The sequence below is a fragment of the Myxococcota bacterium genome (genome assembly GCA_035498015.1).
Classification (GTDB): domain Bacteria; phylum Myxococcota_A; class UBA9160; order SZUA-336; family SZUA-336; genus VGRW01.
In genome coordinates this window covers 46,078-61,083 of the sequence record DATKAO010000109.1, presented here as the reverse complement: position 1 = coordinate 61,083, position 15,006 = coordinate 46,078, and the positions used below count along the sequence as shown (strand labels likewise).

The 15,006-nt window shown below is 69.4% G+C and carries 13 protein-coding genes; 6 read left to right on the top strand and 7 right to left on the bottom strand.

What is annotated here, in order from left to right; all coding sequences use genetic code 11:
* The first annotated feature begins 237 nt into the window (after positions 1-237).
* Together VMR86_09930 and VMR86_09925 are read left to right on the top strand one after the other, a co-directional pair.
* Positions 238-537 (top strand): hypothetical protein, encoded by a 300-nt coding sequence (locus VMR86_09930; protein HTO07360.1) that lies wholly within the window; start codon positions 238-240, stop codon positions 535-537.
* Between the two features lie 432 nt (positions 538-969).
* Positions 970-1,425, top strand: coding sequence for a hypothetical protein (locus tag VMR86_09925; GenBank protein ID HTO07359.1), 456 nt, complete (start codon positions 970-972; stop codon positions 1,423-1,425).
* 83 nt (positions 1,426-1,508) lie between these two features.
* Here VMR86_09925 and VMR86_09920 read toward each other — a convergent pair whose 3' ends face one another.
* Both VMR86_09920 and VMR86_09915 read right to left on the bottom strand, forming a co-directional pair.
* A complete protein-coding gene (locus tag VMR86_09920; GenBank protein ID HTO07358.1) occupies positions 1,509-2,297 on the bottom strand; it encodes an SDR family oxidoreductase in 789 nt (262 codons plus the stop codon).
* Positions 2,294-3,361, bottom strand: a complete 1,068-nt coding sequence (locus VMR86_09915; GenBank protein HTO07357.1) for an alcohol dehydrogenase catalytic domain-containing protein — start codon at positions 3,359-3,361, stop codon at positions 2,294-2,296. Before VMR86_09915 ends, VMR86_09920 begins: the two co-directional genes overlap by 4 nt.
* Positions 3,362-3,466: 105 nt before the next feature.
* Between VMR86_09915 and VMR86_09910 the strand changes: the two genes are divergently transcribed.
* Positions 3,467-4,384: a PrsW family glutamic-type intramembrane protease gene (locus tag VMR86_09910; GenBank protein HTO07356.1), complete on the top strand. Its 918-nt coding sequence runs from the start codon at positions 3,467-3,469 to the stop codon at positions 4,382-4,384.
* A gap of 1 nt (position 4,385) precedes the next feature.
* Here the strand turns inward: VMR86_09910 and VMR86_09905 are convergent, their stop codons facing one another.
* Positions 4,386-5,180, bottom strand: coding sequence for an enoyl-CoA hydratase-related protein (locus VMR86_09905; protein ID HTO07355.1), 795 nt, complete (start codon positions 5,178-5,180; stop codon positions 4,386-4,388).
* Between the two features lie 67 nt (positions 5,181-5,247).
* Here VMR86_09905 and VMR86_09900 point away from each other — a divergent pair, with 67 nt between their 5' ends.
* A complete protein-coding gene (locus VMR86_09900) occupies positions 5,248-6,996 on the top strand; it encodes an ATP-binding protein (protein ID HTO07354.1) in 1,749 nt (582 codons plus the stop codon).
* Here VMR86_09900 and VMR86_09895 read toward each other — a convergent pair.
* The 4 genes from VMR86_09895 to phoU all read right to left on the bottom strand — a co-directional run bounded on the left by VMR86_09895 (position 6,986) and on the right by phoU (position 11,620).
* A complete protein-coding gene (locus VMR86_09895; protein HTO07353.1) occupies positions 6,986-8,356 on the bottom strand; it encodes a putative porin in 1,371 nt (456 codons plus the stop codon). The genes VMR86_09900 and VMR86_09895 overlap by 11 nt on opposite strands.
* Positions 8,357-8,471: 115 nt before the next feature.
* On the bottom strand, positions 8,472-10,241 hold the full coding sequence (locus tag VMR86_09890; GenBank protein ID HTO07352.1) for an ATP-binding protein: 1,770 nt from the start codon (positions 10,239-10,241) through the stop codon (positions 8,472-8,474).
* A 16-nt stretch (positions 10,242-10,257) separates the two neighbouring features.
* The gene (locus VMR86_09885; protein ID HTO07351.1) at positions 10,258-10,938 is read right to left on the bottom strand and encodes a response regulator; all 681 of its coding nucleotides are present in this window, start codon (positions 10,936-10,938) and stop codon (positions 10,258-10,260) included.
* A 1-nt stretch (position 10,939) separates the two neighbouring features.
* Positions 10,940-11,620: a phosphate signaling complex protein PhoU gene (phoU, locus tag VMR86_09880; GenBank protein ID HTO07350.1), complete on the bottom strand. Its 681-nt coding sequence runs from the start codon at positions 11,618-11,620 to the stop codon at positions 10,940-10,942.
* A gap of 167 nt (positions 11,621-11,787) precedes the next feature.
* On the opposite strand from phoU, the gene VMR86_09875 reads away from it, so the two are divergent.
* Positions 11,788-12,765: a PstS family phosphate ABC transporter substrate-binding protein gene (locus VMR86_09875; GenBank protein HTO07349.1), complete on the top strand. Its 978-nt coding sequence runs from the start codon at positions 11,788-11,790 to the stop codon at positions 12,763-12,765.
* A 65-nt stretch (positions 12,766-12,830) separates the two neighbouring features.
* A complete protein-coding gene (locus VMR86_09870; GenBank protein HTO07348.1) occupies positions 12,831-14,996 on the top strand; it encodes an ABC transporter permease subunit in 2,166 nt (721 codons plus the stop codon).
* Positions 14,997-15,006: the final 10 nt, after the last annotated feature.

Here is a 15,006-nt window from a genome sequence, read left to right as displayed (position 1 = left end):
ATTCTGAGCTGGGATCCCAGATCTACGTTGATGAGCGTGTGAGGTTCATATGATCAGAAGTTCGGGAGCTGTTGGCAGCGATGCAAATTTCTGCCTGGGCTCGGTGCGCGCGGTGCAACGCCTAGATTCCCAAAAGTCCAGGGCCGAGGGCCCACGGTGGACCACATTGGGATGTTCAACAGCCCGATGGAACACATACGAACGTCTGTCCGGGTCGGAAGGTGAGATAGTGATCCTGTGAAGAACGTGCAAGTCATCGACGATGCCAGGAACTGTTCCTACGATATTTTTTCCGCGACGGACGAGGACTTCTACGCGTTGTTTCCTGCTCAGGGTCAAGACATCGAGTTCATCGACGACTTCATCGAACGCGTCGGCGATCCTAGGGCAAAGGATATCTGCGACCGCCTTTGGTCGGTCAGAGCGGATAAGAAGGGGGTCACCGGAATACAAGGAACGCTGTTCTACGGGCTCGAATACAAGAAGAAGTACTACCCGACCAAGCGGGAGCGGGAGATGGTGGTTTCCCTCGAGTGAGGTGATTGGCCCAGCACGCGGTTATCACCATCCGCCGTCTGCGGTCGTGATAGAGAACCGACCGCCTCTCGGCGGCACCATTCGGACCTGCGACTGATAGCGAGAGTACCTCTCGACAGTCTCGAGGGAGCGCAGCAAGCAATCCTCGACGCTTCGGTAACGCTCCGGATCGTCCGGCCGGAAGGAGCGGCTCAAGAGCCCGTACCCTTGATGAGGCTCGGAACCATGTCGGGACACGCTGAGCCGCTAGCTGCACCGGCCAAGCAAGAAGGTCGTGTTGAGACTTATTCGCTTGGTGAGCGGAGAGACATCCAGAGAAGAGATCGCCGAGTGGGCTAAAGACTGGCGCTAAACCGAACCACTACACCGTAGTCTTACCTGATCCGGTTAGCGACGAAGATGCAGCAAGGTTCAACGCTCTCTTCCGATAGTTTGAGCGAGATCAAGCCCATCGAGTGGTACGACGGCGCTGTCAGCGCAGTTGGTACCTTCAGAGCGAGCGGTGAGCGATTTTATGCAGCTATGCTCGCGTGGAGCCCCGAATCGGATGAACGCGTGTACGCAGTGGTTCCAATTTCTCAGGATCGTGCCGATCGCATTTTGCCGCTTCTAGCCAGTACACCAATTCACGAGCGCAACGATCAGGATCGCTGGAACGCGATTCAGTCGGAGATCGAGCAAGTGAGCCGCGAAAGTCGCGGCGCAGTGTGGGTCGTTCGATGCAGGGTCCTCGGTGAGCCGCTGTTGGGAAGCATCAAGACCAGTATTGATGAATTCGGGATCCGGAGCGAACTCAATCGCGACTTTCTTGAGCGACTTGAGGACGAGCGCACCGAAGACTGGCTGTCGTTGGTACCGTTGAACGAACACGGTGTGCCAAGGCGATAGGCATCGCAGAAGAAGGGTGCTGGGGGCGGAGGTTCTGAGGAAGGGCGCGTCCGTCGTTGCTCATTGAAGAGTTCACCGCGAACTCACCACGCCGTCCAGCCCCCATCGACAGTCACCACAGCCCCCGTCACATAGCTCGTCTTCGGCGAGGCCAGGAATAGCACCGCGGTATCGATCTCCTCGACCCGGCCGAGTCTCCCGAGCGGCGTGAACTGGTGGATGATCGCGGCTTGGTCGGGCGGGACGTCGCCGGTGCGCGGGTCGGTGGTCATCTCGGTCGGGAAGTAGGACGGCGCGAGCGCGTTCACGTAGATGCCGAACTTGCCCCACTCGATCGCGAGGTGGCGCGTCAGGTTGTTGAGCGCGCCCTTGGTGGCGGCGTAGCCCACGGAGCGGTGCACGGGGTTTGCGCCGAAGCCGATCACCGACGAGAGCTGGATGATGCGGCCGCCGCGGCCGCGCTCGATCCAGCGCTGCGCGACGAGCTGCGAGCCCTCCCACACCGCGGTCAGGTTCAGCGCGACGGCGGAGTCCCACTTCGCGCGCGTGTGCTTCTCGGCGCGGCCCAGGGGGGCGATGCCGGCGCCGTTCACCAGGATGTCGATGGGGCCGAGCTCGGTCTCTACGCGGTCGATCGCGGCGCGCAGCTCGTCGGTCACGGTCACGTCGGCGGGCGCCACACAAGCGCGCACGCCCTTTTGCTCGAGCTCCTTGGCGAGTGACTCGAGCCGCTCCTTGCGACGCGCCACCAGGCCGACGTTCGCGCCGGCCTTGGCGAGCGCGCGCGCGACCTGGGCCGAGAGACCGCTCGAGGCGCCGGTGACCAGGGCCACCTGGCCGCGCAGCGAGAACAGGTCTTCCAGCTCGCTCATGGCGTGAGCACCACCTTGAGCGCGTTCTCCTTGTGACCCGCGAAGATCTCGTAGCCGTGCGAGCCCTCGGAGAGCGGCAGCCGGTGACTGATGATCACGGTCGGGTCCAGCCGCCCCTGCTCGATCAGCGGCATGAGCTTGGGGATGAAGACCTGTGGGTTCACCAGGCCCGTGCGCAGGGCGATGTTCTTCATGAACAGCAGGAACCAGGGCAGGGTGGCAGTGGGCGAGGTCAGCACGCCGATCACCGCCACGCGGCCGCCGGGGCGAGTCACCATGGCGGCCTGGGTGATCAGGTCCTCGCGGCCCACGGCTTCGATTGACGCGTCGGCGCCCACGCCGTGCGTGAGCTCGAGCACGCGCTCGCCCAGGTTCGTGCGCGCCGGGTTCACGGCGTCGCAGCCGAGCTGGCGCGCGCGCTCGAGGCGGCCTTCGTCCAGGTCGACCGCGATCACACGCGCGGCGCCGCGCAACAGACAGCTCATCTGTGCGAACGTGCCCACCGGGCCGCAGCCGAACACCACCACGGTGTCGCCGGGACTCACTTCGGCGAACTCGGCGCCCATGTAGCCCGTGGGCAGGATGTCGGTCAGGAACAGCGCCTGCTCGTCGGGCATGTCGGCGGGCACGTGAAACAGGTTGGTGTCGGCGAAGGGCACGCGCACCGCCTCGGCCTGGCCACCCGGCAGCCCTTGCGAGAACCCGAACACTCCCCCCGCGCCGCCGCCGCCGGTCATGACCTTGCAGCCGCTGAACACGTTCCGCGCGCACAGCTCGCACGTGCCGCAGCCGACCGTGCACGAGGTGAGCACCCGGTCGCCCTTCTTCACGCCGGTCACCGCGCTGCCGACCTCCTCCACGATGCCCATGAACTCGTGACCCACCGCGAAGCCCCCCGACGCGCCGATGCCGTCGGGCAGGCCGCCGTGCCACAGGTGCAGGTCCGAGCCGCAAATGGCCGTGCGGGTGATGCGCACGATCGCGTCGGCCGGGCCCTGGAGCCTGGGGTCGGGGATCGACTCGTAACGGAAATCGTGCTTGCCGTGATAGACGATGGCCTTCATGACCCTCCCGCTGGGCGCAACCGCGCTTGCGGGGCCATTGTCCCCGGAAGCCCTCTGCGATTTCCAGCAGCGCCTGCAAGCGACGGAGGCGCTAGTCTCCCGCGCGTGAGCGCGGAGCCGAACGAACCCGCACCGGTGACTCGCGAGGGCGTGCTGCGCCAGCTCGCGCAGCTGGGCTGGAGCACGCTGGTTCCGGTCTCCATCTGGCGCAGCGACCGCCCGTGGAACATCCGCAGCGTGCAGTGGTTCTTGTTCTTCACGCTGTTCCCGCTGTTCCTCGTGGGCTGGACGAGCCTCGCGCACCCGCACTTTCGCGGCGTGGCCTACCTGTTCGCGATCTACTTCGCGACCACCTGGGGGCTGGTGATCTGGCTGTTCGTGCGGCCCGAGCGCATCGGCATCCTCGACATCGTGCGCGTGTCGCTCTTCACGTCGATCACGGGCGTGTTCGTGGTGTATCTGCTCGGGCAGCTGCCCATCCTGAGTCAGCTCAACGACGCGTCGCACGCCAGCAACTTCCTGCGGCGCGCGGTCGGGTACCTGTTCGGCGTGGGGCTCTCGGAAGAGCTCGTGAAGGCGATCCCGCTGTTCTGGATCTTCATCCGCAACCGCGAGCCGGGGACGGTACGGGAGATCACCTATCTCGGGTGTGTCTCGGGCTTCGCGTTCGGAGTCTCCGAAGCGGTGTACTTCTCGCTGAACTACGCGCAGACCGTGGCGATGGGCCGCATGCCGCTGGGCGTGTACATGGTGGTGCAGCTCTCGCGGCTGATCACGCTGCCCTTGCTGCACGCGGTCTTCGCGGGCATCGCGGGCCAGTTCATCGCGCTCGGCGTCGAGACGCCGGCGCGGCGCCGGGCGCTGATCGTGGCCGGGATCGCGATCGCGGCCTTCCTGCACGGCACGTACGACCTGTTCGGCACGATCGGCCTCGAGTTCCCGATCGCCGTGGGCTCGGTCATGCTGTTCATCGCCTACGTGCGCTCGATCGAGGCCATGCGCCTGGCCGTGCGCCGCTCCTGAGTCAGCGGCCGGAGTACTTCGGCTCGCGCTTCTCGAGGAAGGCGCGCACGCCTTCCTTGTGGTCCTCGGTCTGGAAGAGCGTGGCGAGGGTCTGACTCACCCAGCTACCGAGCTCGTGGGGATCGGCGAGCTGCGCGCGGCGCAGGCCTTCCTTCATGTAGCGCAGGGCGAGCGGCGGGTTCGCCGCGATCTTGCCCGCCAGCGCGCGCGTGGTCGGCACGAGTGACTCGTGCGGTACCACCTGCGACACCAGGCCGATGCGCTCGGCCTCCTTGGCGTCGATCACGTCGCCGGTGAAGAGCAGCTCGGCGGCCTTCGAGGGGCCCACGATGCGCGGCAGGCGGTAGAGCCCCCCGATGTCGGACACGAGCCCGCGCTTGATGAACAGCTCGCCGAACTTCGCGCGCTCGGACGCGATGCGGATGTCGCAGAACAGGGTCAGGTCCATGCCCCAGCCGACCGCCGGGCCGTTCACCGCCGCGATCACCGGCCGGTCGCACTCCAGGATGGTGATGGCCGCGGGCGTGGCGCGCGGCCGCACCTGCCGCAGGCTGGCCACGGTGGTCTCGCGCGCGGGGCCGGCCATGATCTCCTTCACGTCGTCGCCGCTGCAGAAGGCGGGATCGGTACCCGTGAGCAGCACGCAGCGCACCTCGGGGTCACTCTGCGCCGTGCGGACCGCGGCCTCGAGCTGCCGGTAGGCTTCGGGGTTCAGCGCGTTGCGGCTCTCCGGGCGCGAGATCGTCACCTCGGCCACGTGGTCCCGTCGTTCGAAGCGCACCAGCTCTGCAGACACCGCGGACTCCCTCGCCTGTTTCCCGCAAGTCTACACAGGTCGCCGCCGATGCGCGGACGGGAGCGACATGAACGCATTCACGGCCCTTCAGCTCGTCGACCTGTGCGCGTTGCTCGTGTGCGCCACGGTGATCGTGGCGCGCGACCCCGGCGACCGCGGCAACCGCTCCGCGGCCATGCTCTTGTACAGCGGCGCGATCTGGGCCAGCTGCCAGCTGTTGTGGACCACGACCGACTCCCCCGAGCGCGCGCTCGGACTCTTGCGGCTGTCGTCGTTGGGCTGGGCGGCGCTCGGCCCGCTGTCGGCGCGCTTCATCCTCGATGTGACTCGCGCGCCCGCGCCCACGCTGCGGCGCGCGCTGCCGTTCTTCTTCGCCGGCAGCGGAGCGGTGGTGGTGGCGGACTTGCTCACGCCCTGGATCCACACCGGTGCCGTGCGCATGTCGTGGGGCTGGGGCTACCGCTTCGGCTGGCTGTATCCCGCGAGCTTCGCGCTCAACGTGAGCGCCTTCGTGTGGGCGCTCGTGATTGCCACGCGCGCCTACCGCGCGAGCCGGCTCGGCAGCGAGCGCCGCCAGGGGCTGTGGCTCGGCGCGGGTACGGCACAGCTCTTGTTCGTGGGCGGTACCTCGGACGGCCTCCTGCCCTGGCTCGGCCATCCCGTGCCGCAGGTCGCGACCACGTCCTATGCCGCCATGGGCGTCTTGTTCGCCTGGAGTCTCTCGCGCTTCGGCTACTCGATCCTCTCACCCGGCACGTTCGCGGCGCAGATCACCGAGACCATGAGCGAGGGCCTGGCGCTGGTGCGGCTCGACGGCAGCATCCGCTCGGCCAACGCGGGGCTCGTGCGCATGCTCGGCCTGCCGCTCGAACAGGTCGAGTCACGGCGCATCGGCGAGATCCTGTCCCTCGCGCTCGCCAGCCCGCCGGTCGAGGTCGAAGAGACGCGTGCCTGGCTCTACGGACCCGGCGAGCAGCGCGTGCCCGTGTCGGTGAGCGCTCGACTTCTGCGCGACCGGCGCGGGGTCGAGACGGGCCTGGCCGTGGTGGTGCGAGACATGCGCGAGATCGAGGCGCTGCAGCGCCGGCTCGTGCTGTCGGCCCGCATGGCCGCGGTCGGTCAGCTGGCCGCGGGCGTGGCGCACGAGGTCAACAACCCGACCGCGTACGTGCGCTCGAACATGCTGCTGTTGCGCGAGTACTGGGGCAACGCAGCCGACCTCCTGATCGGGCGCGGCGAGGACGACGAGAAGACCCGGCTGTTCGCCGACGGCGCCGAGCTGATCGACGAGTCACTGGAGGGCATCGAGCGCATCACCTCGATCGTGCAGCAGATCGGCCGCTTCACGCGCGCCGACGAGGGCGCGCGCGAGACCGCCGAGCTCGAGCTGATACTCGACTCCGCGCTGCGCATGGCCCGGCCGCGCCTGCGCGACGGCATCGCGCTCGAACGCGCGTCGGGGCCGCTGCCGCCCTTGGAGTGCGCGCCGCGCGAGCTCGAGCAGGTGTTCCTGAACCTGCTCTTGAACGCAGCGGACGCGAGCGCGGGCGGCGGCACGATCCGCATCACCACCGCCCGCGAGGGTGACCGCGCGCGCATCGACGTCGCCGACGAGGGCGCGGGCATCGCGCGCGAGCACCTGCCGCGGGTGTTCGATCCGTTCTTCACCACCAAGCCGGTGGGTGAGGGGACGGGCCTCGGCCTCTCGATCTGCTACGAGATCGTCGAGAGACACGGGGGCGAGATCGAGGTCAGCTCCGAGCTCGGCCGAGGCACCGTCTTCACCGTCCGGCTGCCGCTCACTCCTAGAACTTGAGCATCAAGTCGGTCTGCAGCCGCAGGCGGTTGGCTTGTGAGTCGGTCGCGGTCGAGATGTTGAACGGGCCGCCGCCGACACCGCTCTGCGTGGTCTTGATCGGCGACTCGTCCCACAGCCACAGCCGCACCTCCGTGTTCGCGAAGATCTCACGCGACGCGTAGAGCGCCCAGCCCTCGCGGTTGGTGAGTCCGTCGAACATGTCGCTGTCGGTGTAGAGCGAGGGCACCGCGTTGGCCTCGACGTGCTGCCAGGCCACGCCGACGCGCACCCAGCGCTTCATGTCGCCGGCCTCGACGCCGTAGCCGTAAGCCGTGTCGTTCGCGCCGATCCGGACGCCGCTCACGACCGCGCCGTCGGCCGCCAGGTTCTGCATCCACGAGCCCCAGAAGGTGACTGGCCACTCCTGCACGCCGCCCCAGGTCACGTAGCCGCTCGACTCCATGATGTGCATGTCGGGATTGAAGCCGTTGGGCAGGTTGCCCTTCGCGCGGGCGCGGTCGAAGTAGCCGGTATGAGTGGCCGAGGTCGAGTCGTTGCCCAGGAACTGCCAGTCGTAGTAGCTGGCGCGCGCGCCGATCTCGAACGCCTCGGGCAGCTTGTAAGAGCCGCCGAACTGGTACGCGAACACGCGCGGGTCGACCTGACTCGCGTTCTGCAGCTCCACGTAGTAGCCGAAGTTCCCCCACAGCTTCGCCTTCTCGTTCACGGCCCAGGTCGACGAGATCTGCACGCCTTCGGGCGAGATGTCGTCGTCCCACAGCATCTTGTCGAGCCCGTTCTTCCAGATGAACGGGTTGGCCATCTTGCCGCCCGTGACGGTGGTGGTGAGTCCGATGCCCGGGTCGGGCAACGTGAACTGCGCGTACAGCCGATCGAAGAAGATCGGGTCGTAGCTGAAGTCCGAGGTCTCGCCCGCGCTCAGGTTCGTGCTGCGGTTGACGCCGTCGCCGGTGTTGCTGGCCGATGCCAGCCGCACGCCCACCAGCGCCCAATCGTTGACCTGCTTGGTGAAGCCGAAGCGCGCGCGGTAGCGGAAGCGGTTGTTGTCGTTCGCCTCGGTGCCCTGCAGCCCGTGGTTGTACCAGTACTGCTCGTCGCGCAGCCGCACGTCGCCGCTGAAGATGAAGCCGTCGAGCAGGCCCGGGGCCTGAGACACGGCCGGCGTCGGCTTGGCGTTCTCTTTGACTTCGCTCTGCGCTTGCTTGGCGAGTATCTCGTCGCCCGTGGCCTGATCGATCAGCCCCTTCTCGCGCAGCACGGCGACGATCTGCTCGACCGCCGATGCGTCGTCGCCGCGCGCGGCGCCGGCCCAGAACGTTCCCATGGACAGCACGGCCGCGCAGAACAGCGCGCGCACCGAACCCCTCGATCCCAGCATCGGAGAGCCCCCTCAGTTGGTTGTGGGCGTCGATGCTACGAGGCGGTCAGTGAGGTTCGGTGGCGTATCTGTGACGGTCGAGTGAAGAGCGGCTTCAAACCGCCGGGTCAGCGGCGGGCAGGCTGAAGCTGAAGGTCGAGCCCTCGCCCGGCGTGCTCTCCACCCACACCTCGCCGCCGCTCGCCTGGGCCAGGTGTTTCACGATCGCGAGTCCCAGGCCCGTTCCGCCCTGCTCGCGCGCGCGGCCGCGGTCCACGCGGTAGAAGCGCTCGAAGATGCGCGCGGAATCGGCGTCGGAGATGCCCGGGCCGCGGTCGGCCACGTCGACCCGCACCGAGCCGTCCTCGGAGGTGACTCGCACGTCGATGCGCTTGCCGGAGTCGGCGTACTTGAGCGCGTTGTCGAGCAGGTTCTGCAGGATCTGCTCGACCGCGCGCCGGTCGGCGAAGGCGCGCGGTGCGCCGGCGCCGTGCACGCGCACGTCGAAGCCCCGCTCGCGGATGCGCGGCGCGAGCTCCTCGCACAGCCGCGTCGCGAGCGCCGCCACGTCGAGCGGCGCGGGCTCGAGCTTGGTCGCACCGGACTCCAGGCGCGACAGCTCGAGCAGGTCCTCGACCAGCCGCGACAGGCGCTCGGAGTGACTCAGGATGATGCCGAGATACTTCCGGCTCTCCTCCGGCGGAAGCGCCTGCCCGAGCAGCGTTTCGGCGAAGCCACGGATCGCCGTGAGCGGCGTCTTGATCTCGTGCGAGGCGTTGGCCACGAAGTCGCGGCGCACGGTCTCGAGCCGCCGCACCTCGGTCATGTCGTGAAACACGGCCACGGCGCCCTTCGCGCCCGCGATCGAGAAGCTCGCCGAATGCACCGCCAGCACGCGCCGGTCGCCGCCCGAGAGCGACAGCTCGCGGCGCACCGGGCCGCGGCTCGCCAGCGCCTCCACCAGGAGGTCGTGCACGTCGGCCGAGCGGATCGCCTCGAGCGGCCGGCGGCCCTCGAGCTCGCCGCGAGTCGCGAGCAGCTCGCGCACGCGCGGGTTGGCCAGCAGGATGTGCAGCTCGTGGTCGACCACCAGCACCCCCTCGACCATGACCCGCAGCACCGTCTCGAGCCGGTCGCGCTCGGCCGAGATCTCGCCGTGTGACTGCTCGAGATCGCCCGCCATGCGGTCGATCGCGCGCGCGACCTGGCCGAGCTCGTCGTGCGAGCGCCAGCGCACGCGCGCGCCGAGGTCGCCGCCCGAGATCTGCACCAGCGCCGCGTGGATCGCCCGCAGCGGCTCCACCAGCGCGCGCGACAGCAGGAACGACAGCACGAGTGCCGCGCTCACCGCGAGCAGGCCGCCGATCAAGAGTGAGCGCCGCATCGCGGCAACCGCCGCCTCGACGCCTGCCAGGTCCGCGGCCACGCGCACCACGCCCGGCTCGCCGGGGCCGCGCGGCAATGCCAGGTAGAGATAGGGCTTGCCGACCGTCTCACTGCGCCGCGAAGCGACGCCGAGCTGGCCGGTGAGCGCCTGGGCGATCTCGGGCCGCCCGGCGTGGTTGGCGACCTTCGACAGCTCGTCGGCGCGCAGCTCGGAGTCGGCCACCACGGTGCCGTCGGGGGCGATGAACGTGACTCGCGCGCCCGCGGCCGCTGCGGCGCGGGCCGCCAGCGCCGTCAGCTCGGCGGCACCGCTGCCGGGCGCGAACACGGCACCGTGACACAGCTCGTCGACCAGCCGCGCCGACGCCTCGAGCCCGTGCTCGACCCGCGCCAGCTCGCGCGCGCGCAGGCTGCGCTCGACCAGCGCTCCGAACAGGAGCGAGATGGCGATGGCCAGCCCGGCCAACGCCGCTGCGAGCCTGACCTGGATCTTCGGCATGCCTCCGTCCGCGGGGCTACTCCGCGAAACGGTAGCCGACGCCGCGCACAGTCTCGATCAAATCTCCGGCCACGCCCAACTTTTCTCGCAGGCGCTTCAGGTGGGTGTCGATGGTCCGGGAGGTGACCGTGATGTCCGAGCCCCAGACCTCGTCGAGCAGCCGCTCGCGGGTCATGACCCGGCCGGGGCGGCCCATCAAGGCCACCAGCAGCTGGAACTCCTTGGCGGTGAGCGTGATCTCCCGCCCGCTGACGCTCGCGCGGTGTGAGTCGGGGTCGACGCGCAGCTCGCCGTGCTCGAATACGCGCGCGTCCTCGCCCGCCGGCGCGCGGCGGCGCAGCACGGCGCGCACACGCAGCGCGAGCTCGCGCGGGCTGAAGGGCTTGGTCACGTAGTCGTCGGCGCCGAGCTCGAGCCCCACCACGCGGTCGATCTCTTCGGACTTGGCCGTGAGCATGATGATCGGGAGCCCGGTGAGCCGCTGGTCGGCGCGCACGCGCGCGCACAGCTCGGTGCCCGAGATGTCGGGCAGCATGAGGTCGAGGACCATCACGTCGGGCGGCGCGCGGCGCAGCGCGGCCAGGGCGTCGGTGCCCGAGGCCGCGGTCTCGACCGCGTAGCCCGAGCTGGCCAGGTTCACGCGCACGAGCTCCAAGAGATCCGGCTCGTCGTCGACCACCAGCACGCGTGCGCTCATCTCATCGCTCCCGTGCGTATCTCGCCAGCTTCTCGGCGTGCTTCACGTTGCGTGCCTCCGCGACCAGGATGACCTCTTCGGCCACGTTGGTGGCGTGATCGCCGATGCGCTCGAGACTCTCTGCGATGAAGATCACGTCGACCGCCTGGGCCGAGGTCGTGGAGTCGCGCTCGATGCGCTCGATCAGGTCGCGCACCAGGTTGTCCTGCAGCCGGTCGAGCCGGTCGTCGCCGTCGAGCACGGCCTGCGCGCCCACCACGTTCAGGTCCTGGAAGGCGTCGAGCGCCGCGGCCAGCTGCCCGCGCGCCTCGCGCTCGAGCGGCTCGAGCCGCATCGGCAGGTCGGTGCGCGGCCGCTCGGCCAGGCGCGCGCCGCTGCGCGCGATGTTGCGCGAGATGTCACCGACCCGCTCGAGGTCGGTGGCCATGGTCTTGATCGCGATCACCTGGCGCAGGTCCTCGGCGACCGGCTGCTGCAGCGCGAGCGCACGCAGCACCGCGTCGTCGATCTCGATGTCGAGCTTGTCGAGCTCCAGGTCGTCGCGCTGCACCTCGGCGGCGAGCCGGGCGTCGCGCTCGTGGACCACGCGCACCGCCTTGGCGAAGATCGCCTCGGCGAGAGCGCCCATGCGCAGCACCAGCTCGCGCAGCCCCTCGATCGTGGCTTCGGCCTTACCGGTCATGCCTGCGGGCAGAATAGCCTCGCCGCCCCGATCCCGCGTGTCATTTCAGTGACGCCGAGCGTGCGATTCCGCGAAGACGATTCGTCACGGAAACGTCACGGACGCGACGTTCCGGCGACACTGCCGGCCACGAGTCTTGCGCCAACCCACTGAAAAGCGAGGCTGGAATGCTGCGGGGAAGACTGGCTCTCGTGTTCGCTCTCGGCTGGTGTGTCCTCCGGGCGGAGGGTGCGCAGGCCGCCGAGGCGCAGGTAGAAGCGAAGATCGCCGCCTATCAGAAGGTGAGCGGCATCGCGGGGAATCTGTCTGCGATCGGCTCCGACACGCTCAACAACGTGATGAGCACCTGGGCGGAGGGCTTCCGCAAGGAGTACCCGAGCGTGCAGGTGCAGGTCGAGGGCAAGGGCTCCTCGACCGCGCCCCCGGCACTGATCGCGGGCACGGCGCAGCTCGCGCCCATGAGCCGCGAGATGAAGGCCGACGAGCTCGACGCCTTCGAGAAGAAGTTCGGCTACCCGCCGACACAGATCCGTGTCGCGATCGACGCGCTCGCGGTCTACGTGCACAAGGACAACCCGCTCGACAAGGCCACGCTCGCCCAGGTCGACGCGGTGTTCTCGAAGTCCCGCCGCTGCGGCAACCCGGCCTCGATCGAGAACTGGGGTGATCTGGGCGTGAAGGGCGGCCTCGCGAGTCAGCCGATCCGGCTCTACGGCCGCAACTCGGCCTCGGGCACCTACGGCTACTTCAAGGAAGTGGCGCTGTGCGGCGGCGACTACCGCGACACGGTGAAGGAGCAGCCCGGCTCGTCGGCGGTCGTGCAGGGAGTCACCGAGGACAAGCAGGCCATGGGCTACAGCGGCATCGGCTACAAGACCGCGGGCGTGAAGACACTCTCGCTGGCCAAGGACGCCAACAGCCCGTACTCGACGACCGAGCCCGAAGAGGTGTACGCGGGCAAGTATCCGCTCGCGCGCTTCCTCTACGTGTACGTGAACCGCCCGCCCGGCAAGGCGCTCGATCCGCTCACGCTCGAGTTCATGCGCTTCGCGCTGTCCCACGACGGACAGGAAGACGTGAAGAAGGAAGGATACTTGCCGCTCAAGGCCGCCACCGTGGAGCAGGAGCTCGCGAAGCTCCGCTAGCCATGGAGCCCGCGCTTCGTCTCGATCCGGAGCCACCGCCGCGGGCCCCTCCGCCGGCCCCAGGGGTGACTTCGCGCCGGCGGCTGTGGCTCGATCGGGCCGCAGCCGTCGTCGTGCGTGCGGGGGGCATCCTGGTGGTCGCGAGCCTGATCGCGATCCTGGTGTTTCTCGTGCTCGAGACGGCGCCGCTGCTGCGCTCGGCCAGCGTTTCGCCGCTGGGCGCGCTGGCGACGCCGGAGCTCGCTGCGGGGGCGCTCGTGGTCGAGCCGCGCATGTCCCAGCTCGCGGCGATGGGCGGCGACGGCCACCTGCGCGTGTACTCGCTCGACGGCGGAGAGACGTCGCTCGACGTGCCGGCGGCGGCGCCCGCGCGCAGGGTCGCGCCCGCGGGTGACTCGGCGTTCGTCGCGCTGGGCGAAGATGGCCACCTGCGCGTGCAGCCCCTGGAGTGGAACGTCCGCTACGGCGAGGGCGGGCGCAGAGTGACTCCCAGCGCGGGCCCGCCCGTGGACCTGGCGCTCGACGTCCCGGGCGACCGCGTGCAGGCGTTCGCCGCGCGCGCCGGGGCGGAGCAGGTCACCGGCGCGGTTGCGCTCGACGACGGCACGCTCGCGGTCGTGCGCAAGAGCGTGAAGGTGAACGCCTTCAGCGGCGAGCGCGAGGAGAAGAGCGAGCGCTTCGCGCTCAGCGCGGCGCAGCCGCTCGCGTTCCTGGCGCTCGACCCGGACCAGCGCATGCTCTACGGCGCGGCCACGAGTCACCTCTACGCCTGGGAGCTCGGGGCGAACGGGCTCTCCGGTCCCGACGTGGCCGATGCCGGCGTGCCGGTCACTGCGCTGGGACTGCTGGTCGGCGGCCGCAGCCTGGTCGCCGGTCACCAGGACGGGACGCTCTCGGTCTGGTTCCGGCTGCGCGAGGGCCGCGCGCGCACCGAGCTGGTGCGCGCCCACCACTTCGGCTCCCAGGGCGGCGAGATTCGCGCGCTCGCGCCGTCGGGCCGCGGCCGATCGTTCCTGGCCTTGGGCAGCGACGGCAAGCTCGGGCTGTATCACTCGACCTCGGAGCGCGTGCTGTGGCGCGGTGACTCCGGCACGCCGGACGCGCGCGCGGTCGCGTTCTCGACGCGCGGCGACCGGGCGTTCCTGGCGCGCGCGGACGAAGTGCGCGCGCTGTCGGTCACGAGCCTGCATCCGGAGATCTCGCTCTCGAGCCTGTTCGGGCGCGTGTGGTACGAGGACTACCCCGAGCCCGCGTTCGTGTGGCAGTCGACCGGCGGGACCGAGGAGGCCGAGCCCAAGCTGTCACTCACTCCGCTGTGGTTCGGAACGCTGAAGGGCACGTTCTACGCGCTGTTCTTCGCCATCCCGCTGGGCGTGATGGGCGCGCTGTACACGTCGCAGGTGATGGACCCCCGGCTGCAGCGCGTGGTGAAGCCGGCGGTCGAGATCATGGCTTCCCTGCCGAGCGTGGTGCTCGGCTTTCTCGCGGGTCTGTGGCTCGCGCCCCGGCTCGAGCACGTGTTCCCGGGCTTCCTGGCCGCGGTCTGCAGCGCGCCGCTGGCCGCGCTCGCGGCGGGCGCGCTGTACGCCGCGCTTCCGGTGCGACTCACGCGCCGGCTGCCGCTGGGCACCGAAGTCGCCCTCTCGGCCGCCGTGCTGCTGACGTGCGGCTGGCTGTGCCTGCGCGCCTCGCCCGGGCTCGAGCGGCTCTTCTTCGGCGGTGACTTCTCGGCCTGGCTGCGCACGGTGACTGGCGCGACCTACGACCCGCGCAACGCGATCGTCGCCGGCGTCGCGATGGCCTTCGCGGTGATCCCGATCGTGTTCTCGATCGCCGAGGAGTCACTCTCCAACGTGCCGCGCACGCTGTCCGCCGCGTCGCTCGCGCTGGGCGCGACGCGCTGGCAGACGATCGCGCGCGTGGTGCTGCCGGCGGCCAGCCCCGGGCTGTTCGCCGCGGTGATGATCGGCTTCGGCCGCGCCGTCGGCGAGACCATGATCGTGCTGATGGCGACGGGCAACACTCCGCTCATCGACCTGTCGCCCTTCAACGGCTTCCGCTCGCTGTCTGCGAACATCGCGGTCGAAATCCCGGAGGCGCCGCAGGGCGCCACGCTCTACCGCGTGCTGTTCCTGTCGGCGCTGCTCCTGTTCGTGGTGACCTTCGCGGCCAACGGCCTGGCCGACGTCGTGCGCGAGCGCCTGCGGCGCCGCTACTCGGGGACGCAGTGACTGCCCCGGG